The sequence below is a fragment of the Paenibacillus sp. GCM10023252 genome (assembly GCF_042653305.1).
GTDB lineage: Bacteria > Bacillota > Bacilli > Paenibacillales > Paenibacillaceae > Pristimantibacillus.
The window spans coordinates 26817-50402 of sequence record NZ_JBHSHW010000027.1 but is presented as its reverse complement, the minus strand read 5'-3'; the positions used below and the strand labels follow the sequence as shown (position 1 = coordinate 50402).

Genomic DNA, 23586 nt, shown 5'->3' with positions numbered 1-23586 from the left:
TCCTTCCCTCACCATATTATCTGCATCTTACTTGCCGCATTTTACTAGCGCATCTTATTCCCCCTAGGCAGCCCTTAACCCAAGCTTCCCAGCAGCCGTCCTCGAATCTCCTGCAGGGTATGATCGCGCAGCAACCGACCATCCTCATAGACCACCTCGAGCAGATCACCCGATCGAGCAGCCTCATACTCATCCACACTAAGATTATCGACATAATCCAGGACGCCATCCTTCTCCGTCACGAGGACGAGTCCCGTCTGCGACTTTTTGAAGTGGCCGCTGTCCGTCTTCGGATCCTTGAAAATCTTGCGCTCCTCCCCATTAATGATGGTGAAGGTCGACTTCAGCGCGAAGCCGAACGTATCCCTCGTATTGTACTGATACGTGTACGAGCCGATGCCGTAGACCATATTCGTCGAGGCGAAGCCCTTCTCAGCTAGCTTCTCGCAGATCTCCCTGCAGCGGCTAATCGTAATAGCATCTCCATAGATGGCTCCAATGTGGGAGTCCAGCTGCTTGTATCCTCGCTCCGTCATCGTGCCGCCGAATATATCCCATAGAATCTCAATGACGCCCTTGCGCTCCAGCTCATCCACCGCATCCGGATCCCCGCATATAATCTTGACCGGATCTCCGCTGTCCGGACGAATGACCACCTTGCCGTCCCGGCTGAGGATATCCTCCTTCAGTCCACGAATCACGACATCCAGCACGCTCCACAGATCCCAAGTATCCGACACGATCGAGACGAATCCGCTAGGGTACACCTCCTTAATGAGGTAGCGGTACGACGCCATCTCATCCGTTCCATGCGCGCACATCACACTATGCTCCGTTGCCGGAATCGAAGTGCCCACGAGCTCCCTCTCCACATTAGCATTGTAGTGCTGCTCCATATAGAGTATAGCGGGGATCGTATCCGTTCCGGTAAAAGACAACAAATGCCCCGCGCCGCTGCTCTTCGCCGCCTCCAGCGAGCTCATGCCTCTCATCGAGAAGTCATGCCCTTGGAAGGGAACGCCTGTCAGATCTCCGTTCGTCAGCTTGGCGTACTGCTCCAGAATCTTGCGGTACTCGAACGCTAACGTCGCACTGGTCGAAGGCATCCACAGCTGGCATGACATGAGCGTCTCCAGGTAGTTCGTCAGCCAGAAGAATTCCGGCTTCGTATTCTCAATCGTCAGCATTGGGACCTTGACAGGTACCAGCTTCCCCTCCTGAACCGCCTTAATCTTGATCGGCAGATATCCAAGCTCATGCAGCTCCTCAATATGCGAAGCGTCCGGCTCCTCCACTCCCAGTGCATACTTAATTACTCGCTTATACTCCCCCGCTACCTCACTCTTCGCCCTGCCGAAGAAGTTCACGTTGAAGTAATCGATCAGGTACTCCTTAATGAATGACTGGAAGCCGAAGGCAACGACCTCATTAACCGCTTCTACACGACTGGTCCGTGCCGTCCAAGTGGAGTACACCAACTCCGTTCCTTGCGGATACTGATTTTTGTGGCTCACCTTATAGAAGTCACATAATAGCGTAGCTGGGTAGACGAATCTCTCTGTCATCTTACATACCTCCTAAGTCGAATAGATGAATACGCTTGTGTGCAGCTTCCCCCAGAATGGAGTTCGTTGTGAACACTCGATTAATTAGCTCAGATGTTAGAATCTTGCCCTCGTAGATGGATTCCTCACAGTGGCCCACGAGCAAGTAGATCTCGGCAGCGCCAAGCTCCTTCAGCCTCTCCGCACTCAGCATGAACGTTCCCCCATACGAGCACAGATCGTCTACAATAATGACCTTGAACCCTTGCCGGGCCACAGATCCTACGACATCAAGAGAAGCAATACGTCCCGTCTGAAAATCCCTCACCTTAAACCCCACCAGATGCTGATATCCGCTTACCTTGCTGTAACGCTTCTGAGCTCCAGCATCCGGGAAGAAGAGATAATCCTCCTCAGGGTTGAACCCCGTCTCACGGATCACTTCATTCAGCAGCTCGATGGAAGGATATCTCGCCTCTGATCGATTCACGAGGGCAAGTGTTACATCGGAGTGCGGTTCAATAATCGTCACCTTGTTGAACTGCAGCGAGTTGATGAAGTTCGCGACGTACTTCAGGGTGAACACCGACGTGCCTTCTACCCTGTCCATTCGACTGTAAGGCATGTAATAGATGATCAGCGAAGCCGTTGCGAGCTGGTCGTCTAGGTAGCTTTTCACCAACATCAGCTTAATCAGATCACTATCACTCTCATACTTGAAGTGAAGCTCATTGTGCTCCTGCAGCAGCTGGCGAATCTGCTCTCCGTTCACTAAGGTCTCCCCGTTCGGGAATACGTTGAATGCCAGCTCTGTTCCGTTCAATCTAATCATGCGGCTCACTCTCCCTGCTTAGCTATAGATGGATAACTGCGGCTCAAGGCCCGTGAAGCGATACAGCTGTGCCGCTCGCTGCGAGTAGCGGTTGGACTGCTTCAGACTACCGTCATCGTTACGTGCTTCTTCAATAATTCCCTTGCGGCTCTGCGTGGACGTCACCTTGCGAATGAAGTTCTTCTCCTCGAAGGCCGGCACGACCGTCTGAATGACCTGATACAGCTCGCCGATCGTGAACTCCTCTGGCAGGAACTCTCTGGCAATCGTCGTCGTCAGCATCTGCTGGCGAATGCGCAGCAAGGCATCGATGAGAATCTGCTTGTGGTCGAAGCCAAGGTCCATGCCGAGCGCCTCCTCCACGGGGAACAGCCCCACCTCTGAAGCATCGACATCTGCCTTGCGATTCGCCAGCACCCGTTCATTCACTAGCGCTAGGAAGGCGTGAGCGATCATCCACCCTCGCGGATCCCGCCCTGGCTGGCTGTATACATGGAAGTAGTCCAGATGCACCCCCTCCACACCCGTCTCCTCCTTCAGCTCCCTCGCCGCACAGGCATACACCGTCTCCGTCTCTCTCGTGAACCCGCCAGGCAGCGCCCACTTGCCATCGAACGGCCACACCTTCCTCCGGATGAGCATGACGTTCAGCTCCCGCTCCGGCAGTGACTTCTTGGCCGCATTCTTCTCCTTAGACAGGATGGTGAAAATAACAATGTCCGTAGGCGCCCCATCAGGCGTCCGATACCGGCTTGCGGAATAGTTGGATTCATTTTCAATCATACTTTGTTATCACCGTTTTATTTTGTCGTTTTGATATTATCATTATGACATAATTAGCAAAGATGTCAAGGGGATATTTGCCATTCATATGCTGTCCCCGTTCCGTTAAGCTTCTATAGTCCAGAATGCACAGGGATTGCTATAATTACTGTATCAAACAATATTGAGGTGATTACTCTTGGATAATCCGAGGCTTGAGAGGATAGATCAGAGACTTGGTTTGATAAGATTGATCGTCGGTTTGAAAACCAAGACAAGCCTCATGCCTAATACGCATGAGGCTTGATTTTTTGTCAACGTGATTACTTAACAGGGACCCAAGCGCCGTTCTGATCGGCTGAGGCGATCTCGGCTTGGACGATCTGAATGCTCTCCAATGTGCTGAGAGGCGTGGCCTTGTCCGTCTGCTTGTCCGCTAGCAAGCTCTCTACGAAGTACTTCAGCTGGCGATAGTAGCCGTTGTCCTCGGACAGCTCCGCGTAGAATGCAGGCTCACCGTGCGGGTTCACCTTCACTTGGTTGCCCTGGAATACGACATTGCCCCGCTCGAAGTTGACCCGGTAGCCCATCTCGAAGCCGAAGTCGCCGCCCATCGTCCAATCGGCCTGGCCGTTAATAACCTTGCCATCTTCATACTTATAATGAGTGGAGACGATATCATAGCCGCTGCCAGGCACGACATTGCGCGCCACGGAGGACACCTGGGACGGCTTGCCGAACAGCCACTGAATCATATCCGTGTCATGGACATGCATATCGAGCATCGCTCCACCGCTCTTGTCCCCCTGAGTGAGCCATGCTCCCCAAGTCGGCGTGTCGCTGAGCCGGGTGAAGACACCGCTCGTCGCCGCGCCGTAAGTGCCCGCCTGCACCAGCTCCTTCAAGTACTCATAGGCCGGCCAGAACCGCAAGCATTGACCAATCATGAGCTGCTTGCCCGATGCATCAGCTGCTTCCGCCATCCCCTCGCACTCCTCCACGTTCATCGCCATCGGCTTCTCGCACAGCACATGCAAGCCAGCCCTCAACGCATGGACGGATACTTCCTCATGTAGGTAAGTCGGCAGTGTAATGTCCACCATATCCAGCTGCTCCTGCCGAATCATGTCCTCATAGCTCGTGTATCGGGCATACCCGCTGAAGTCAATGACCTCTGCTCCGGTATCTATGTTCCCTTCACCGAATGAGCCCGCTTCCATGGCCAGAGGGTTCATATCGCACAGCGCAACCACTTGCACCGGCACACCCTCCCGCTCCAAGCGGATATAATTCTGAAGATGCGTGCGGCCCATGAAGCCGAGCCCAATTAGACCAATTCTAATCATAAGATTACCCCTTCCTTCTTCCTTCCAAGGATGGCGTCCATGGACGCCGAAGTGTTGTAGACGATCTGCTTCGTATGATGCGTGTACGACGGAATCATCTCTGCGATCACATAGCCGCTGTAGTTAATCCGCTCCAGAGCTTGAACGACTCCTGGATAGTTCACGTCACCGGCGAGCAGGTCCACGAACCCGTGCAGCCCGCCCGCATCGCGGCGGTAATCCTTGAAGTGAACCTTCTTGATGCGAGGCCCCAATGCGGAGATCCAGTGCTCCGGATACCCCGTTGCGAGCACATTGCCTACATCGAAGTAAGCGCCGACGTAGTCCGAGCCAATCGTGTCGATGAAGCCTCTCATCTCCAGCGGGGAGAGGAGGAACTTGTTCCATACATTTTCAAGGCCGATGGTTACGCCATGCTGCTCTGCATCCTCCGCCAGCTCCGTGAAGGCTTCGAGCGCGTAGTTGTAGGCGTCCTCATACGGCACAACCTCGGAATCCGGAATGAAGTCTACCCCAACCGCCCCCGGTACGACGAGAATCGTGTCTACACCCAGGATGGAGGCGAACTCCAGCTGCTTGCGCACGATATCCTTCGCCTTGGCACGTGTAGCGGCGCTGCTGCTAGTGAGCGAATACGACCAATAGAGGCCGCTTGCCAGACTCGTCAGCTCGATCCCGATATCCTCTGCGAGTCTCCGGTAGCTGCGCACCTCATCCGAAGTGCTGCCGAGGCTCAGCTCGCCCGTCTCATTCAGAGCCAGCTCGATCCCATCGAATCCAGCGTCCTTAGCCGTGCGAATACATGCTGTGATGTTCATATCCCCAGGGAATGACCAGATGTTGATTCCTTTTTGCATCGTCAACGCCTCCTTATGCCCTCAGTATAATGGCACCGTGCGCCGAAGCATTTATCAGATCAGCCGGAAAGTTTGCACTTTGCTATAATGAGCCTATAGCGCATATATGACGAACGAAGGACGGATGGCCATGACTGACTTCCACCGCATGCCGTTGCTGGAATCGCTTAGCATTCCTCAGCTCATTTCCTTTCATTACTTTGAATATTCCAAGGGCTTCACCTTCGAAGGGGAACAGCATGACTTCTGGGAGCTCCTCTACGTGGACAAGGGAGAGGTTGAGGTGCGTGCGGACGAGCTTACGCATACGCTTGGTCAGGGGACGATGATTTTCCACAAGCCTGAGGAATTCCACACGGTTCGTGTCGATCAGGGGCATAAGCCGCCTAATCTCATCGTCATCTCCTTCGAGTGCGACTCGCCTCCTATGAAGTGGCTGGAGAGGAAGGTGCTGCAGGTAGGTGCACAGGAGCATCAGCTGCTGTCCTCGATTGTGCAGGAGGGGTTCCGTGCGTTCCTGCCGCCCTACAACAGGCCGGACTTGCATCACGTGAAGCGCAATCCCGATGCCCCGTTCGCCAGCGAGCAGTCGTTCAAGTCGTATCTGGAGATCCTGCTGCTACGGATGATTCGCGCTCAGATGGCAGCGTGTGGCGAGGCCGCCCAGCCGGCGGCGAAGCTGCCCTCGATGCAGCAGGACAAGGCGGAGCAGCGCATCGTGCAGCAGGTGCTGTCGTATATGGGGAGCCGGCTCGGCACCTCCCTGTCGCTTGACGAGCTATGTAGGGAGGTTCACCTCGGGAAGAGCCGGCTGAAGGAGATTTTCCAAGGGCATACGGGGAGCGGCGTGATGGAGCACTTCAAGCTGATGAAGCTGGAGGAGGCGAAGGCGCTCATTCGCGAGCAGCTGTACACGTTCACAGAGATTGCGGACCGACTCGGCTACGCCAGCCTCCACTACTTCTCCAGAGACTTCAAGAAGGGAACCGGCATGTCGCCGAGTGAGTATGCAAGGTCGGTTCGGGTGAGGGGATAGGGGTATTTGTTGCAAAAAAAGAACCTTCACATCCATGTTGGGATGGTGAAGGTTCTTTGTATTACAATACCAGTGACTCAGGTCCAGCTAGATCAGATCGGAATTGATCAGCAGGCGCTCGATGATGACCGCCACTTCAGCACGGGTCAGCTTCGCTTGCGGAGCCAGTTCCTCGCTGCTTCGTCCTGTAATTAGACCCGACTGCAGGCATTCCGCAATCGCTTCTATTGCCCAGCTTGAGGCCTGATCCGCATCGCCGAATGGCTGCAGCAGCCCTTCGACGTCGACCTCTCCCGCCTCAAGCTCCGTAATCATCATTGCTCTAGCCACGATTACCATCGCTTGCTCTCGAGTTATGGAATTAGAAGGATGAAGCTTGCCTGATTCATCGCCTTCGATTAACCCATTCTCGTAAGCCGTCTGCACTTCGTCCGCGAACCAATCCTTAGCCGTCACATCGGCGAATGGAGCTTCACTTGTCACCGGCTTGAGTCCAAGTGCACGAACGATGATCGCGATGAATTCAGCCCGCGTTATCGCCGCTTGCGGACGGAACTGCCCCTGGCCGTTGCCTTCCACAATCATCCTAGCGCTCATGCCAGCAATGCTTGCTTCCGCCCAATGGCCTTGGGTATCTCCGAAGGATTGCTCATGCGACACAAGCACATAGAGGCTGTTCGAGAGGCTCTTGAACACAGCATAATACTTGCCATCCTTCTCCACGACCCGGGTCGGGATGTGGCGAATCTTACCGCTCGGATCAACCACGGCCACCGTCGTGACTGTCTTCGGATCGACGTCATCCGGTATGAGAATTGAACGCTGGACATACCCCGTGAAGCCAGTCACCTCGACAGACTTGCCGCCATATTCGGCGGTCACGGTGAACTCCACCGGCGGAATGACCAGCTTCAATTGGATCAGCCCTGCTGCATCGCGCACGAATTGTACGGCTGTATCCGTAGGCTTGGCAATCGTAATGTTAATCTTGATGTCGTCCTGAGGCACGTTGTCGCCCAGCTGTGCAGCCAGCGCCTCCAGGTCCATCTCCGAGGAAGGGAGCGTATAGCTCGCACCTGGCGTCTGAAGCACGATAACCGCTTCTCTCTGCAGGAGATCCTTCACAATTCCTCCAGTGAGTTGTCCGGTGTACTCATCTGAACCCGCCGGGAATGGAAGCGTGACGACCGCCCCGCGCCCCTCTGTCTGGAGGAGTGAGGACAGCTTGTCACGGTTCACCGTCAGCGTGGATACCCAGCGGCCATTGACAAGAGTCTTCACGATCTTGCCCAGCTTCACAGGCTTGCCGTTGATGAACACTTCATCCCCTTCATCCTGTGAGCCGCCGCTGCCGCTGCCGCCGCCGGATGGTGCCGCGGCGCGTGTCACGGTAACCGTGTACGTCTTCGTCGTCGTACCGTCTTGGGCAGTGACGAGTATCGTCACGGTGTTCCCGCTGCCGACCGCGAGCGTGATCGGTCCGCTGGCGCTGCCGCTGACAACCGCCGTACCGTTCACCTTCACCGTAGCGCCGCTGTCAGCTGCTGTCGGTGTCACAGTTAACGTACTTACGCTGTTGGCTGTGTCTGCCGTATAAGTTGCCGTACCGCTTGCGAAGGTCGGGCTGAGCGTTCCATTCGATAGCGTCAGGCCGCTTAGATCGGCATTGCTGCTCGGCGCCCGCGTTACCGTCACCGTATACGTCTTCGTCGTGGTACCGTCTTGAGCAGTGACGAGTATCGTCACCGTATTCCCGCTTCCAGCCGTCAGCGAGATAGGCCCGCTGGCACTGCCGCTTGCAACCGTGCTGCCGTTCACCTTCACCGTCGCGCCGCTGTCGGCAGCCGTCGGTGTCACGGTCAGGGTGCTCACGCTATTGGCTGTATCTGCCGTATAGCTGATTGTCCCGCTTGCGAAGCTCGGGCTAAGCGTTCCATCCGATAGCGTCAGACCGCTTAGATCCGCATTACTGCTCGCCGCTCGCGTTACGGTCACCGTGTACGTCTTGGTTGTGCCGTCTTGGGCGGTAACGAGTATCGTTACCGTGCTAGCACTGCCAGCCGTCAGCGATATAGGTGCGCTGGCGATGGCGCTTGTAACCGCGCTGCCGTTCACCTTCACCGTCGCACTGCTGTCAGCTGCTGTTGGTGTCACCGTTAAGGAGTTCACGCTGTTAGCTGTGTCTGCTGTATAGCTAGTCGTGCCGCTTGCGAAGCTTGGGCTGAGCGTTCCATCGGATAGCGTCAGACCACTTAGATCCGCGTTGCTGCTCGCAGCCCGTGTTACTGCTACCGTATACGTCTTCGTCGTGGTGCCATCTTGGGCAGTCACCACCACCGTCACGCTGTTCCCGCTGCCGACAGCCAGTGCAATTGCCCCGCTGGCTGCTCCGCTCGCAACGGCAACCCCGTTAACGGTTATCGTGGCTTGGGTGTCGGCTGCCGTTGGTGTAACGGTCAAGCTGTTCACACCGTTCGCCACATTCGCCGTGTAACTGATCGTCCCGCTCGCGAAGCTCGGGCTCAGGGTCCCGTCTGACAGGGCTAGACCGCTTAAGTCTGCGTTGCTGCTCGGTGCGCGTGTCACCGTTACGGTGTACGTCTTGGTAGTCGTACCGTCTTCAGCGGTGACAAGCACCGTCACCGTATTGCTGCCGACGTTCAGCGCAATAGCACTGCTGGCCGCTCCGCTGGCGACCGTTGTGCCATTGACTTGAATGGATGCCGTTCCATCAACAGCGGCAGGTGTGACTGTCATACTGCTTACGCTATGAGGGACTCCTGCCGTGTAGCTGGTCGTACTGCTCGTGAAGGTTGGGCTTAACGTTCCGTCCGACAGCGCTAGACCGCTTAAGTCCGCGTTCGTACTTGCCGCCCGCGTCACGGTCACGGTGTACGTCTTGGTCGTACCGTCCTGTGCGGTGACGAGCAACGTCACCGTATTCCCGCTCCCGACCGTCAGCGGGATGGATCCGCTGGCATTACCGCTTGCAACCGCGGTGCCGTTCACCTGAATGGATGCCGCTCCGTCTGCTGACACCGGCGTCACGGTCAAGCTGTTCACGCCATTCGCTACATTCACCGTGTAGCTTGTCGTACCGCTGGCGAAGCTCGGGTTCAGCGACCCGCTCGACAGCGTCAGACCGCTAAGATTCGCATTGCTGCTCTGCGCTCTCGTCACGTCGATGGTATAGGTCTTCGTCGTCGTGCCATCCTGGGCGGTAACCTCCACGGTCACGGTGTTCCCGCTGCCGACACCCAGTGCAATCGCCCCGCTGGCTGCTCCACTTGCAACGGCAGCCCCGTTAACGGTTATCGCAGCGCCGCTCCCCGCCGCCGTTGGTGTAACGGTCAAGCTGTTCACGCCATTCGCGACGTTCGCTGTATAATTGGTCGTTCCGCTTGCGAAGCTCGGGTTCAGCGACCCGCTCGACAGCGTCAGGCCGCTAAGGTTAGCGTCACTGCTAACTGCCCGCGTCACCGTCACCGTGTAGGTCTTCGTCGTTGTTCCGTTCTGAGCGGTTACGACGACTGTTATTGTGTTGTTGCCGACATTCAGCGCAATCGGGCCGCTGGCGACTCCGCTTCCAACCGCGACACCATTCACCGTAATGGTACCAGGCTCAGCCGCTGTTGGAGTCACAGTTAGACTGGTTATGCCGTTGGCAACACTGGCGGTATAGCTCGTTGTCGAGCTCGCGAAGGCTGGACTCAGCGTGCCGCTCGACAGCGTCAGATTGCTAAGATCAGCATTCGCGCTAGCTGCACGCGTAATCGTCACGGTATACGTCTTCGTCGTCGTACCATTCTGTGCCGTTACCGTTACATTCACCGAGTTGCTGCCAACGGACAGCGGAATGGAGCTGCTGGCGGTCCCGCTTGCAGCTGCGCTGCCGTTCACCTGGATCGAAGCCGTCCCATCTGCCGCAGTCGGTGTCACAGTTAGACTGCTCACGCCATTCGCAACACTGGCGGTATAGCTCGTTGTCGAGCTCGCGAAGGCTGGACTCAGCGTGCCGCTCGACAGCGTCAGATTGCTAAGATCAGCATTCGCGCTAGCTGCACGCGTAATCGTAACCGTATATGTCTTCGTGAGCGTACCGTTCTGTCCTGTCACCAAGACCGTTACCGTATTGCTCCCGACTGCCAGAGGGATTGCCCCGCTTGGCGAGCCACTTACTACAAGTGTGCCGTTAACCCTAATTGAAGCCGCACTGTCCACCGCCGTCGGGGTTACCATCAAGCTGCTCACGCCGTTTGCAACATTCGCTGTGTAGCCGATAGTCCCGCTAGCGAAGCTTGGACTGAGCGCCCCGCTCGACAGCGTCAGTCCCCCTAGGTCCGCAGGTGTCCGAATATTCGAGATCGTGATGTTCTCGATGTTCAGATTGGACGGCGCCATCGTGTTATTGTAGTGCCAAGACAAAGTGAGCTTAGCCACATTCGCTACATTATAAGGCGATTGACCAAGCAGCGTGCTTAGCTGCACGATACTGTTGCTCAGATTCAGAATTCTGCCCGGACCGCTCGTGATCGTGTCCAGCACGGAATCATTCTTGTCGTAGAGCACCACCGTAATTGACTCCAGACTCTGGCCCGCTGGTTCATAGGTGCTGATGCCAAGGTTGTTGAACGTGAACGTCTCATTAACGAGATTACTCTCAGCCCGAATGGTCAGCGTTCCTGTCGCATTAGGGGCTTGCTGGCCGTCGGACCAGATCGCCGTTCCATCCTGTGAGAAGCCGTTACTCACATGGAACTTGTCCTCATACGTCTTGAAGCCGGTGCCTCCACTATCGTGCGCTCCCAGTGAGCCCCCGAAGTGATAGGTTCCGTCAGCTGTACCCGCAGAAGCTTGCACGGCTTCTGGTGTGATATGGATACACATTGTGAAAATGACGGCGATTGCTAACAGCAATCGTGCCGCGCTCCCTATCCGCTGCTTAAGACTGGCAGCTAGCGCCCACCTTCCCTCACCTGCAGACTTAGGCACCAGTCTCCCTGCACTACTCTTCCTTCCTTGCATTCCCTGCCTCTCCCCTTCCATGAATCCCCTCTTACCCACGCGATGGAAACTCGCCTTGCATGCAGATAATGTAGTTCATGGCTAGGAATGGCTGCATGTTGTTGTGTGCTTGGCTTCCGCCTGCTGCTTGAAGTGCCTGTGAAGACATCGGAACATTGGGCGTTGGTCCGTACATTGGAACTTGTTGGGGCGGCCTGCCGCTTGCAGGCGTCTCACCCCAGTAATGGTTCGTCGGGTCGTTCAAGCCGCCTACATTCTGATAAGCAACCGCTTGATGCGAGTGGGCAGGAATCTCAAGCTCAGTAAGGGTCACCTTCTCTGTACCAGTCATCTCGCCAACGAATCTCTCCGTCAGCCCCGGCCCTTGTCCTTGTCCCATCGGAGCTGCCCCCATCAGATTCGGCAGAGCGAAGGTCACCTTGCCGTCTCCGCCGTACTGGGTTCCAAGAATGGAGAACAGGGCGGTATTCTGAGCGATGCTCAGCAGCTGCCCGTTGCAGAATGCCCACCCCTTCGGTTCATAATTGCCGCCGAATATGCGAATCTCGCCAATATATGCTTCAGCCATACGATTGCTGCCCCTCTCTAATTACGTGATGGATAGATGCCTTGCAGTGCAATGCAGAACTGCAATCCTAGATACGGCTGCATGTTCGAGTGAGGCTGTCCGCCTCCCGCATTCTGAACAGCAGACGGGTTCATCGTTACTGTATCAGCCGAGAGACCGTAAGGGCTCGTCGCATGGGCCCATACCTGACCAGCAGGCTCCGCAGCTGATGCCGGGCTCGAAGAGGCGTTCACCATATGTCCGTGGATTTGAAGCTCTGATTCCGTAAGGGTATGATTCTCTTCTCCAGATAACATGCCGAGCGGCGTTGTCGGACTTGTATGAATTGGAACTCGGCCTCTCAGATTAGGCAGAGCGAATGTTGTAACCCCGTCCCCTCCGTAAGTCACACCTAGCAGGGAGAATAATGCCTGATTCGTATTAATTGCCAGCAACTGCCCGTTGCACGGGGCCCAGTTCTTCGGCGTGAAGCCGATCGGGAATACCTTGAGCTCCCCAATGAATGGATCTGCCATTGTACATTCGCCTCCATTAAGATTCATGTCTTCGTTACTTGTGTACCTAATCTAACTCTGCTGAGGATAGACCCCTTGCAGGGCGATAATGAATGAGATACCTACTGAAGGCATCATATTATCATGCGGCTGATTGCCTCCTGTGACAGTGATCGCAGATGAATTCATCGCCACTTGGCTGCCGGAGGAGCCGTCTGCATAGTTGCTGAGCGTAGAGCCTGCCCATAGCTGCTCGGACGGATCCTGCGTATTGCCTTGAGCTGCTGTTGCCCGTACCGTATGGCTATGCGCAGCTAGCTGGGTTGTCAATAACGTCACGGTCTCGGAACCGCCCTGCTGTCCTTGCACAATGCTCGGACCGGGATGCACAGGAATACGTCCTCGCAGATCGGGAAGGCCGAAGGTCGTCATCCCGTCTCCTCCGAATGTTGTGCCGAGCAGCGTATATAACACGTCATTGTCGCTAATGTTGAGCAGCCGCCCGTCGCAGAGCGCCCAGCCCTGCGGGGCATAATTCCCCCCGAACATCCTAATTTCTCCTACATAAGCTTCACTCATTGCCAATCACCTCGGTGCTAGATTTGGCTTGCCATTTGAACCTGGTACTTGTGTTGCACTCGTCATTCGAGCTGATTCTCTCTCTCGCTCTATGCCTCACTGCTCACCTCCACCTCATAGCCTCCGCGCAGCAGGCTGCCAGACCATCGCCATATGCACCTCGCCGCCGCCTTCTACAGGGCGGAAGCCGAGCCGCTCATACAAGCGTCTCGCCGGATTGGTGTGCAGCACATGCAGCTTTATCGGCCGGCCCGTCGCCTGCGCTTCCTCTTGAAGTCCGCGCAGGACGGCTGTTCCGATGCCTGCATTGCGATACTCGGACAGCAGCGCCAGATCAACCAGCCGAATAGCTGCCGCTGACCGCTCCACCATCAGGTAACCTGCCGGGACACCCTTCGCCAGGACGACCTCATACTGTGCATCTGGATACTGCACGGCATACGACCGCTGCTGGAAGTCGAACTGCATGCGAAGGAAGGCCTCCCGCTGCGCTTCATCCCAGCCCCAGCCCGCCATCTCTTCCTCTCGCGTCTGCCTGTAGATGTGCAGCCGAAGCTCCTCATCACGCGCTTCCAGCGGCCTCACTGCCAGCGCCCCCGCTTCATAGGACCAATGTCTCATGGACCCTCCCCATGTACATGGAGCATCTCTGCTCCTTATTAGGAATCAGCTGTAATTAATTCTACAAATATCGCCAATTTCCTCCATGCAAATGGTAAAACGAGAGAAATATTGTAACCGTTATCCAGCTTTCACACGAATCCATATTCACACTTCCTAACAAAAGAGCCCTTCTAATGCAGCAGGCTGTTGATTCCAGATGGAGCAGCTTGGGCGTTCTACTATCAACCAGAGTGCTGCCTGCTATAATCCGAATAGGCGGGAGGTAACCATTCAGGCTCCTTCGGGTTAAAAAAAGAAAGGACGTAAGTCGGCAAGCTAATCGTGGAAACGATTAGTCATTGCCAAGTTACGTCCTGCTTGTGCTTCTAGCTATTCGGAAGCCCAGGTCATCGATGCGGAAGGTAGGATGGCTGCGGCGGCGGCAGGTTGCTCCGCAGCCTCTCGCCTCCTCAGCCCAGCTTCCGCCACGGAACACGCGGTACGAGCAATACACCTCCGCATCATACACATCCCAGCACCACTCCCACACATTGCCCAGCATGTCGTAGAGCCCCCAAGCATTTGGCTCCTTGCTCCCCACTTCCCGTGCTCTGCCCTCCGAGTTCTCCTCGTACCAAGCAATCTTGTCCAGCTCGCCGTATTGATAGGCTGATGTTCCTGCCTTGCAGGCATACTGCCACTCCGCTTCAGTTGGCAGACGATAGCCGTTGGAATGAAGCAATCCCCTCTGTCCACGAAGTATTTTTCCGGTCGTCTCTTAGAGGAATGACCCCTGAAGGGATGGTTACCATGGGGTAATGAATGGAATCCTGCGTTGTCATCTGCTGCCCCCTTATACGTGCCATGCTTGATTAAGATCACTAATATTGCAAAAACAGACCACTTATCGTGGTCTGCTCTCTAAGCTCTTTATTTTTTGGATTCGTATTCCTTCGTCGCTGTATCCAGCATGGACTTCCAATCCTTGAAGGAGGTCTCCCTAGCAATATGGCGGTCAAACAGCTCGTCATCGAGTTTATTGATATCCTCTTGCGATTTGATATGAAAGTTCCCTTGCTCTAAGAACTCTCCGAAGGACGTAAACTTGGAGTGACTCTTCATGAACCCTTCATTAAACAACTCGTCAAAAGAGACATGATTCGGATCTTCTTCAATCGTATTCTGGCCTTGTAAGTCTTTGAGAAGATCCTCAAAGGACATTGGTTTTTGCTTTCTCAATTTACCACCCCTAGATTATTGTAATGGAAGCTTAGCTGCTTATAAGGAAGCACACGGCGGAAGCCTCAACAACTTGATACACTGCAACCTAATTGCCGTATGCGATTGCATTCGCACTTTGAAACCCGCCAGATCTTATTATATTACTGAAGGGCAGCTAAAGTACAGAAAACAAAGATGACGTCGACAACCTTCGTTTAACAAGAGTGTTGATACGATGTACTTTTTAGATACTTCCATTACGTCTTATGGAGGTCTGCAGGGCTGGCCTCGTGTGCACCCATAGCCTTGCGGAATCGGCGAACAAGAACGTCATCTCCGATTTAGGCATCGGAGCCATTCTGTTCGAAGCCGCTGCACAATCTGCCTTGCTGACTATAGAGATCAACCTCGCATCCTTGAAGGACTTGGAGCTGAGGCGAGGATATTCGGATAAGCTGTCCTCGTTGATTGGTGATATTGGGGAGTTGAAGAGTAGAGCGGTTCAGATTGCCCGAGATAGGATTGTGGGGTAATGGTGCTGCGATTAAGAGTGGAGTTACGAACGGAAGCAACCCCGCGCTTTTTCGCGCAAGGCTGCTCCGCCATTCCTAATAAAAAATTCATTATTTTACAGATATCGTATCAGCATAAACATTATTGTACAAGCTTCCTACTCCGATTTGTCCGGAGACTATGTTCGAATCGGAAATGTTGGTGAACAAGTTCGTGACTGTGCCCGTGCGGTTAGCCGTTACATTGATGTTCCCGTTATTGTAATTGATACTGATAACCGGCCAGTCCCACGCCCCTATATTGTAGTTGCCGGCATAGGTTGCCAGAGTGGTTGCCGTACCGTTCAGTACGCGTACAAGGCTGACCGTGTTGGATGCACCGCCTCCAAACTCCACATAGTAGGTATTGTTCGCATCCACATAGTTGAACAGGACGCGCGTCTTCGCACTGTTGCTCAAACCATCGGATTGCAAGGCGACATTGTAGGTGTACGATTTCCCGAAGATCTGGTTGTAGTAAGTCGCACGGGCATCTCCGTTGAAGTTGGTTAATTGCAGCATATAATTGTTAACCTTGGCCTTCAGGAACGTCCAATCATAGGTGGCGTTGGACGAAAAACCCTCCGTATAGGCATCAGCCTTCGTTGTGATCAATGTGGAGTTACTGGCTGACGACACATTTCCAGCCAAGTCCACAGCTTTGACCGTCAGGTTATAGGTTCGTGAAGGGAGCGGATTGGTAATCGTGTAGCTCAAGCTGCTCGTGTAGCCGATAGCTGCCTTGTCGTTGTATATATAATACCCTCTTACCCCAGTATTGTCGGTCGCTGCCGTCCAAGCCAGGTTGATCTTGTTCGTGCCGGCCAGCGTTGCTGCAGTGAGTGAACCTGGCGCCGTCGGTGCCGCTATATCGCCGATGTCGTTCGTAACATTGACATTGTCTATACTGAAGTTCTGATAGCTGGCAGCATAGCCTATCTTGCCAGAGGAGAAGGTGCTGTCGGCAATCTTATTGAAAATGGTTGTTGCCGAGCCGCCCTTCGTCGCAATCAAGCTGATGGCATTCCCGCTGCTTCCGGCCTCCAAGCGAACTTCCGCATTAGCACCGCTCAGATTATAATTGTAGGCCGTAGCCAACGTGGTGGTCGTACCGTTCACGGTCTTGTTCAGCTTAATGGTATTGGTGTCACCGCCTGTGAACCATATGCTGTAATAGTTGCTCGCATCCGTGTAGTTGAAGTAGATCTGCGCTTGGTTGCCATAGTCGCTGCCTTGTGTTGATAGATCCGTCTTGAATCGGTACGGAGCCGTAAAGCTCGAGCCGGTATAGATCGCACTCGCGCTCACTAGCCAATTCGGGTCTACGGTTAACTTGTTGCCGGCAATCGTAGCATTGGTAAGAGACCAGGCGGTACTTGCCGTATCAAAGGTCTCGGAGAAGCCCGGGGCCGTGGTGAACGTAACCGTGGAGCTGAAGGTGGAAGCGTTGGTGCTGCTGTCCTTGGCTCTAACTCTCAACGTGTAGCTGGTGTTCGGCTTCAGTCCGGTTACATTCGCATAATTGTTCGTGAAGGATTCGCCAATCTTGGTTGTACCGTTGTAAATCTCGTAGCGAGCCACCTTGACATTGTCCGTGGAAGGCGTCCAGCTGAGGACCGCGGAGTTGTTGGTCATGCTAACCAGCTGAAGCCCGCTCGGTGCGGTTGGTACTACGCTATCCATCGTACCGAATACCGGATCGGCAAGAGGTGCTCTTCGATCGCCGCCACCGCCGACGCTGGTCGGACTGTTGTTGTCAACGGAAGCCAGTGCCTTGACAATCTTATTCATATCGTCATACCAAGAGCCGCTCCTCGAGTCGAATGAATAGCCGTAGGTCTGCTCGAAGGCTCCCAGCTCTTCCTCTGAGATGCTGAAGTAATGGCCGTCCCAGGAAGCGTCATCCGCGTAATAGCCGCCGTAATCTTGAAGAGCCTTGAACACCTTCTTGCCAGGCTCCGTAGTGATACCGAGCGATTCAGCCGTTACATTCGGCGGGATGGCTAGCAGGACGCCCATGACGAACTTGGGATCCGTTCCCTTGTAGCAATTGTATGAACTATTGACACAATCCCCTGCATAACCGTCCGCACTGTAGGCAGGCCATCTGTAATTCTGGGTTGGATCACCGCTATTGCTGAAGTAGAGATACTTCTGAGCGAACAGCTCCAGCTTCAAGGCGTGCCGGATTGGTGTACTGCTCGTCAGGTCTCCAGCACGGACGGTTCCGCCGAAGCCCGACAGCCGCGAACCGAAGTGAACGCCGGGACGACCATCTGATTGCAAGGAGACGGGGCCTTCCTCAGGGTATTGGTAGCCGTACACCGGTCCTCCATGCGCATCCCGGCATAGGGGTCCGAGCTGGAACAGGTTCCCATTAGGAAGCAGGAAGGCTGCAACGTTGTTGGGCGTATACTGTGGCCTAGCGTCTGGTATGATGAAGTCATCCGGGATATTCATGCTGGTAATTGTACCGTCTGCAGGGTTCGTACCGGCACAGCGATCATTCCAAGTATTAATCGTATAGATAGGCCGAACCGGGTCAGAGGCCGAGGTCTTGCTGTGGATCTCAATGTCCGCACCGACGAACCCCGCCTGTCCGAAGTGTCCTTGCCCGTAATAGACGGCATTGGAACCAATTGGCGTGTTCCAGATGCTGTCTTGCGTGAACGGCCATAGCCACGGATCACGTGCCGCAGAGGCCATAGAGGAGAACATACTGATGAATACCGTCATTACAACTAACAGGGACAAGATCCTTTGCCATCTTCGCAACTTCAATTACCTCCTAGCAATATGTGTAATGGTGCTGCCTTCATCAATCGACGCTCTGCTACCCTCCTCTCACGATTGCAGCACAAGGATTACCGGGTCAGAGAACCAAGAAGCCGCTCCATAGGACGGTTGTTGCAACACTACCATGGGAGCAGCTTCAAGGTTTTAACACAGATGTCCTGGGCAAAAAAGATACCTCAGTTAACTTCTACTTTTTCGTAACGTTGTCATACCATTCGTTCACTTCCTTGGTCATTTGCTCTCCGCCGTTTTTGTACCAGTCCTCAACGAACTTATCGAAGGCATCGATCGGCTCGCGGCCATAGATAATTTTGGTATACACATCCAGACGCATCTTATCCAATATGGATTTCTTGCTCTGCATCGTTTTAGTAGGGGCGCCTGTAAATTCGCCTTGAATGGCGTACCCTTTCTTTTCCCCATCCATGATGACATCAAAAGCATGCAGCGTAGCTGGAGTCTCGCCGTTTTTACGGGCAATCTCAAATGGTGTAGTCGGCTCTGCACCGCTGCTGATCTTCACCATCGAATCTCTGAATTGCTCAGGCACTCGTGCCCCATCTGTGCTTACGCTGTATCGAACGACGTCGAACCATGGATCCGATTGAACAATCTTGCCGTCCTTCTCATCCCAGTCATAGCCCTTGGCCAGACCATGCTCGTACTTCGTGCCCGGCTCAGGGTTCGCATAATTATCGAAGAACCAGTTCAGATATTTGATAGCTGCTTCTGGATGATCATAGTCCTTGCTGATTAACATACCGCCCGCGCCTACTGATGCATTCGTGTGGTAGCCTGCCTTGCCATCGGGACCTACCGGTACCTGATAAGCCTTGTATTCCGCTTTGGGATTCACCTTCATCAAGTCCGGCAGCGGGAAGCCAGGCATCCAGTAAGCTCCGGCAACGATTCCGGCCTTCTCTTGTGTGAACAGCTCCGTTGCCTTCATCTCATCAACAGTGGCAGCGTCCGGGGAGAGGTAGCCCTTCTTCATCCAGCTTGCTAGGCGCTCCAGTGCCGGCTTCATCTCTGGACGGATATCGCCGTTCACAAGCTTGCCTTCTTCTCCTTTGTTCCAAGAGCCCTGAATGACACCGTAAGCTCCGCCAATCCAGTCACCGTTAGCCATCCATGTATTCAGTGCGCCCTTCAATGAGATGGCCAGCCCATACGTATCCTTCTTATTGTCGCCATCCGGATCTTGATTCACGAATGCGTCCATGATGGCTTCCAAATCATCCAATGTCTTCGGTGCAGTTAGATTCAGCTTCTTCATCCAGTCCTCACGGATCCATAGAACGGTATCGCCTTGATTCAACCAATTAAGCTTCGGGATCGCCATGATCTTGCCATTCAATGTTGTTTTGTACCAAGCCTCCGGATGATTGTCCATAACGGACTTCCAATAATCTCCGGCATACTTGTTGAACAATTCTTCTACGTCCATGAATTTGCCGGAGGCCATGAGATCGGCTAACACCAGATCATCATCCGTTGCAACGATATCCGGCATTTTCTGATTGGACGCCAGCATTAAGCGAAGCTTCTCATTGAACGCGTTTACATCGGAAGTCGTCCACAGGTATTTCATTTTGATGCCTAGATCCTCTTCAATTGCTCGATTTAACACATTGTTTTCGATCGATTCGCCTTCCTTGAACTTAAGATCTGCTGCTACATTTTTTACCGTTGTCATTTCAATCGGCGGATTGTATTTCGCATTTGGATTCGTTTTGACCGTGTCATTGTTAGCCGTGTTCTCATTATTGGCTGCTGTATTTTCTTTGCTGTTATTGTTTGAGGAACATGCAGCAATCATCGTGACGATCAGTGCTATAACGATGCCTAGTGTTACTGCCTTTCTGCCTGTCATTGTTTATCCTCCCCTTGCTATTTTTTGGATTGCCGTGTCACAATTCAACTATAAGTTAGTTGATACTTTGATCACAGAACAGATTATGTACTTTTATAATAATTTATTGTCTATTGGGAGCAAGACATCCGAACAGGGGGCATTGAATTGAGAAGAAGAAGCTCTATCTTTATCAGAATGCTAGGAGTCGTCATGCTGCTGACCGTACCAACCCTCTTGTTGTATACGTATTCCAATCAGACCAATATCAAGGTGATCGAGCAGGAGATTGAATCTACGAACCAGAATCAGTTATCCTTCTTATTGAATCAGATGGAGACGGAGGTCAACCATCTAGCCCTGTTGGCGGTCATGCTGAGCCGGGACAGCTCCTTTCAACAGACCCAGATCCCTCTTCCTTATGACTCGTATGACTTAGTGACAGCAAGCCGAATGATTGAAGAGAAGTTGAGATTACAGAATGTATCCAGCAAGTGGAGGAATTACTTCTTAGCCTATATTCCAGAGAACAAGATCCTGATATCAAGCTCTGGCAAGCAAAATTCCGATTCCTACTCTATCCCAAAATCGGTCAATGCGGATTGGACCTATATGCCTGAGGGTTCCGCAAACTGGAAGGTGGAATCCTTTCACCAGTACGTGATCTATCCCACTAGCGCCTATCAAAATACGGATTCTGCCAACCTCATCATCGAGGTCTCTTTCTCTGCCGACAATTTACGGAACATGCTGGCTCAATTCCACACAGACAAGCAAGGCGGTACCTTACTTTTCAAACCCTACACAGGTAAAATATCTCCTAACCCACAAGCCGATTTTCTTGAAAACAAACTGCTCTCAACCCTGTCACTCAAAGATCAGGATGCAACCCTATTGAACAAGACGGTCAGCATTGACGGGCAAACCTACCTCGTTAACGTCATGCCCTCACCAAGCCTAGATTGGCTCCTGATCGACTACAGTCCGCTTGAACAAATTTTGAATCCGATAGCTAAAGGTCAAACCATTTTCTATTCTTCCATTACGATCATGCTTCTGTTAGCCGTAATTTCTATTGCCGTCCTCTATCGTCAGGTCCAGCAGCCTATAAGACGATTGGTAGGTAGTGTCAAGAAAATCTCTCGAGGGGATTATTCCTCTCGTCTGCATCAAGCCAATTCCAACGAATTCGAATATTTGTTTATGCAATTTGACAAAATGTCGATTCAAATCCAGGATTTAATAGAGAAAGTGTACAAAGAAGAGCTTCGATCCAAGGAAGCCGTCTTAAAGCAGCTGCAATCTCAGATTAATCCGCACTTTCTATATAACTGCCTATTCTACATTATGAATATGTCAGCACTAGGGGACGACGAGGCTGTTCAAGCGATGGCTTCCAATCTCGGAAAATACTACAAATATACAACTAGAGTTGACCAAGGATTTACAACGATTAAGGACGAGCTCGCACTGGTTCACAATTATTTAACGATTCAAAGCCTGCGCCTGGATCGATTTGCTACAAGCGTTACCGTGCCTGAAAGCATGCAAGGTATACAAATTCCTAGGCTGCTGCTGCAGCCCCTTGTAGAGAATGCCATCATTCATGGATTAGAGCCGAAGGATACGCCGGGTCAGATTGAGATTATCGGTGAATTTCTTAACGGGATACATCGTTTGTCCGTAATCGACAATGGAATCGGAATGAATGAATCTGACTTAACCTATCTTCAAGCCAGCTTGGAGCATCCTGCCCAGCTGGACCATGGTTATGGTGTATGGAATGTCCATCAGCGGATGATCCATCATTTTGGCAGAGGGGCTGGATTGGAGATTGCTTCACTGAAGGAAGGCATGCGATTCACCCTATATTGGCAAGAGATTGAAGAGGAGGAGTGATACGAATGTATCAGATTATGATTGTTGACGATGAACCGTCCGTCGTCAACGGACTGGCTGAACGAATAGATTGGTGCAGCCTTGGGATATCAGAGGTTCATAAGGCATTCTCCCCTAAGGAAGCACTGGAGATTCTAACCCGCACAACAATTGACTTAATGATTACGGATATCAGGATGCCGGGTATGAATGGAATCGAGCTTGTAGAGCGCATTCACGCCATTAACAGCCGTACCAGATGCATTATTCTAACCGGCTTCTCCGACTTTGATTATGTGAAGAACGCCATGCGGCATAATGTTTCCGATTATTTGGTTAAGCCTGTTGATAATGAAGAGCTGCTGGAATCCCTGCACAAGGCCATTCACTCGATTCAGGAAGAGTGGAACCTGATTAGCTCCTATCAACGAACGCTCTACTCTTTTCGAGAGAATCTGCCTGCGATGAGAATGGTTCTGCTTAATGATCTCTTGAATGGATTCCGCATGCCAATCGAACAACTCAATAAGAAGCTGAATATGATGGACTTGCACATTGAAGCCGGGAACCCTTGCTCACTGCTGCTATTGCGGATGGATTCTGAATTTCCTCACTACAATGTCGATAATGTGCAGCTCCTTCAATACAGCATTGGCAACATTGCGGAAGAAGTATTCCGCGACAAGTTCTCCATTCTACAAGGACGCGACCGCCATGATTATCTTATCTTCTTAGTCACGTTGAAGGACGGGCAGAGAACCATTACGGATTCTCTGAGCGAGATCTATGTACGGCTCTCCGAAGAGCTTCAACGGAATATTAAGGTCTACTTGAAAGGCTCCGTCACCTTACTTGCGAGTCAGTGGGGTACATTCCCCAAGGATGTTCCTATCTTGTATGAACAATTGCTGTATGAGGCTCGCAGAAATGTAGGCAATGGAGGTGACTACTTCTTCGTTGCGGGCAAGCATACCAATAGAGATGTTCAGTGGTTAAAAAAGCTATACGAGCCGCCGCTGCTCCTGCACTTACTTGAAGTGGGCCGCTGGGAGCAGGCCGGTCATAAGCTTGCTGAGATCTTCCAAGAGCTGGATCAGAAGAACCTGCACTCACGAGAGCATCTGCTCGAGGTGTATTACAATATCCATTCCTGCTATGCAGCTGCTGCACATAAGAATGGCAAGCAGCTCTCCGATCTTGCGCAGGATTCACCGACTCTCGCTGAAGGCATCCCCTTCTCTAATCATCAGGAAGTGTATAAGTGGGCGCTTGACGTGTTACAGCAGCTTCAGGAGGATATGACGAAGGAAACCAAGCACAATCGCTCGAAGGTGGTCAAGCAGGTCCGGAAGTATATAGAAGAGCGGCTCTCCGAGGATGTATCTCTTCAAGCGATTGCTGATCATGTTAATCTGAATCCGGGTTATCTCTCCAGAATCTATAAGATTGAAGCAGACGAGAACTTAAGCGATTATTTACTTCGCACCCGAATGGACAAGGCATGCCATATGCTGAGAAATTCACAAGATAAGGTGTATCAGATCGCCGCCCAATTGGGTTACGGCAACGCTCCTTACTTCATTCGAGTATTTAAGAAGCAATTCGGCTTAACTCCCCAAGAATATCGAGAGCGCGTGTAACC

The 23586-nt window shown here is 52.8% G+C and carries 17 protein-coding genes and 1 pseudogene; 4 read left to right on the top strand and 14 right to left on the bottom strand.

Annotated features, from left to right (window positions below; all coding sequences use genetic code 11):
- Positions 1 to 74 precede the first annotated feature (74 nt).
- The 5 genes from ACFO9Q_RS15350 to ACFO9Q_RS15330 all read right to left on the bottom strand — a co-directional run bounded on the left by ACFO9Q_RS15350 (position 75) and on the right by ACFO9Q_RS15330 (position 5341).
- Entirely contained in the window at positions 75 to 1565 is a 1491-nt protein-coding gene (locus ACFO9Q_RS15350) for a nicotinate phosphoribosyltransferase (protein ID WP_379183560.1), read from the bottom strand.
- 1 nt (position 1566) lies between these two features.
- Positions 1567 to 2376: a ribose-phosphate pyrophosphokinase gene (locus ACFO9Q_RS15345; protein WP_379183558.1), complete on the bottom strand. Its 810-nt coding sequence runs from the start codon at positions 2374 to 2376 to the stop codon at positions 1567 to 1569.
- 18 nt (positions 2377 to 2394) lie between these two features.
- Positions 2395 to 3159, bottom strand: coding sequence for an NUDIX domain-containing protein (locus tag ACFO9Q_RS15340; protein ID WP_379183556.1), 765 nt, complete (start codon positions 3157 to 3159; stop codon positions 2395 to 2397).
- 302 nt (positions 3160 to 3461) lie between these two features.
- Positions 3462 to 4484 carry a Gfo/Idh/MocA family protein gene (locus ACFO9Q_RS15335; RefSeq protein WP_379183554.1) on the bottom strand — a complete coding sequence of 341 codons (1023 nt, stop codon included), beginning with the start codon at positions 4482 to 4484 and terminating at the stop codon, positions 3462 to 3464.
- Entirely contained in the window at positions 4481 to 5341 is an 861-nt protein-coding gene (locus ACFO9Q_RS15330; RefSeq protein ID WP_379183552.1) for a sugar phosphate isomerase/epimerase family protein, read from the bottom strand. Before ACFO9Q_RS15330 ends, ACFO9Q_RS15335 begins: the two co-directional genes overlap by 4 nt.
- Before the next feature lie 106 nt (positions 5342 to 5447).
- On the opposite strand from ACFO9Q_RS15330, the gene ACFO9Q_RS15325 reads away from it, so the two are divergent.
- Entirely contained in the window at positions 5448 to 6377 is a 930-nt protein-coding gene (locus ACFO9Q_RS15325) for a helix-turn-helix domain-containing protein (protein ID WP_379183550.1), read from the top strand.
- A gap of 87 nt (positions 6378 to 6464) precedes the next feature.
- On the opposite strand, the gene ACFO9Q_RS15320 is transcribed toward ACFO9Q_RS15325, so the two are convergent.
- The 7 genes and pseudogenes from ACFO9Q_RS15320 to ACFO9Q_RS15290 form a co-directional block, all read right to left on the bottom strand.
- On the bottom strand, positions 6465 to 11402 hold the full coding sequence (locus tag ACFO9Q_RS15320) for a cadherin-like beta sandwich domain-containing protein (protein WP_379183548.1): 4938 nt from the start codon (positions 11400 to 11402) through the stop codon (positions 6465 to 6467).
- A 31-nt stretch (positions 11403 to 11433) separates the two neighbouring features.
- The gene (locus tag ACFO9Q_RS15315) at positions 11434 to 11970 is read right to left on the bottom strand and encodes a phage tail protein (RefSeq protein ID WP_379183546.1); all 537 of its coding nucleotides are present in this window, start codon (positions 11968 to 11970) and stop codon (positions 11434 to 11436) included.
- Positions 11971 to 11987: 17 nt separating this feature from the next.
- On the bottom strand, positions 11988 to 12485 hold the full coding sequence (locus ACFO9Q_RS15310; RefSeq protein ID WP_379183544.1) for a phage tail protein: 498 nt from the start codon (positions 12483 to 12485) through the stop codon (positions 11988 to 11990).
- Positions 12486 to 12536: 51 nt separating this feature from the next.
- Positions 12537 to 13043, bottom strand: coding sequence for a phage tail protein (locus ACFO9Q_RS15305; protein WP_379183542.1), 507 nt, complete (start codon positions 13041 to 13043; stop codon positions 12537 to 12539).
- Positions 13044 to 13157: 114 nt separating this feature from the next.
- Entirely contained in the window at positions 13158 to 13664 is a 507-nt protein-coding gene (locus ACFO9Q_RS15300; RefSeq protein WP_379183540.1) for a GNAT family N-acetyltransferase, read from the bottom strand.
- Between the two features lie 349 nt (positions 13665 to 14013).
- A pseudogene (locus tag ACFO9Q_RS15295) lies at positions 14014 to 14379 on the bottom strand (formylglycine-generating enzyme family protein); the annotation flags it as partial.
- Between the two features lie 197 nt (positions 14380 to 14576).
- The gene (locus tag ACFO9Q_RS15290) at positions 14577 to 14867 is read right to left on the bottom strand and encodes a hypothetical protein (RefSeq protein WP_379183698.1); all 291 of its coding nucleotides are present in this window, start codon (positions 14865 to 14867) and stop codon (positions 14577 to 14579) included.
- A gap of 290 nt (positions 14868 to 15157) precedes the next feature.
- Between ACFO9Q_RS15290 and ACFO9Q_RS15285 the strand changes: the two genes are divergently transcribed.
- Complete coding sequence (locus ACFO9Q_RS15285) at positions 15158 to 15400, top strand: cyclodeaminase/cyclohydrolase family protein (protein WP_379183538.1); 243 nt, start codon at positions 15158 to 15160, stop codon at positions 15398 to 15400.
- Positions 15401 to 15490: 90 nt separating this feature from the next.
- On the opposite strand, the gene ACFO9Q_RS15280 is transcribed toward ACFO9Q_RS15285, so the two are convergent.
- A complete protein-coding gene (locus ACFO9Q_RS15280; RefSeq protein ID WP_379183536.1) occupies positions 15491 to 18193 on the bottom strand; it encodes a fibronectin type III domain-containing protein in 2703 nt (900 codons plus the stop codon).
- Positions 18194 to 18401: 208 nt separating this feature from the next.
- Positions 18402 to 20087, bottom strand: coding sequence for an extracellular solute-binding protein (locus ACFO9Q_RS15275; RefSeq protein ID WP_379183534.1), 1686 nt, complete (start codon positions 20085 to 20087; stop codon positions 18402 to 18404).
- A 147-nt stretch (positions 20088 to 20234) separates the two neighbouring features.
- On the opposite strand from ACFO9Q_RS15275, the gene ACFO9Q_RS15270 reads away from it, so the two are divergent.
- A complete protein-coding gene (locus tag ACFO9Q_RS15270) occupies positions 20235 to 21965 on the top strand; it encodes a sensor histidine kinase (protein WP_379183532.1) in 1731 nt (576 codons plus the stop codon).
- Between the two features lie 5 nt (positions 21966 to 21970).
- Positions 21971 to 23584 carry a response regulator transcription factor gene (locus ACFO9Q_RS15265; protein ID WP_379183530.1) on the top strand — a complete coding sequence of 538 codons (1614 nt, stop codon included), beginning with the start codon at positions 21971 to 21973 and terminating at the stop codon, positions 23582 to 23584.
- Positions 23585 to 23586: the final 2 nt, after the last annotated feature.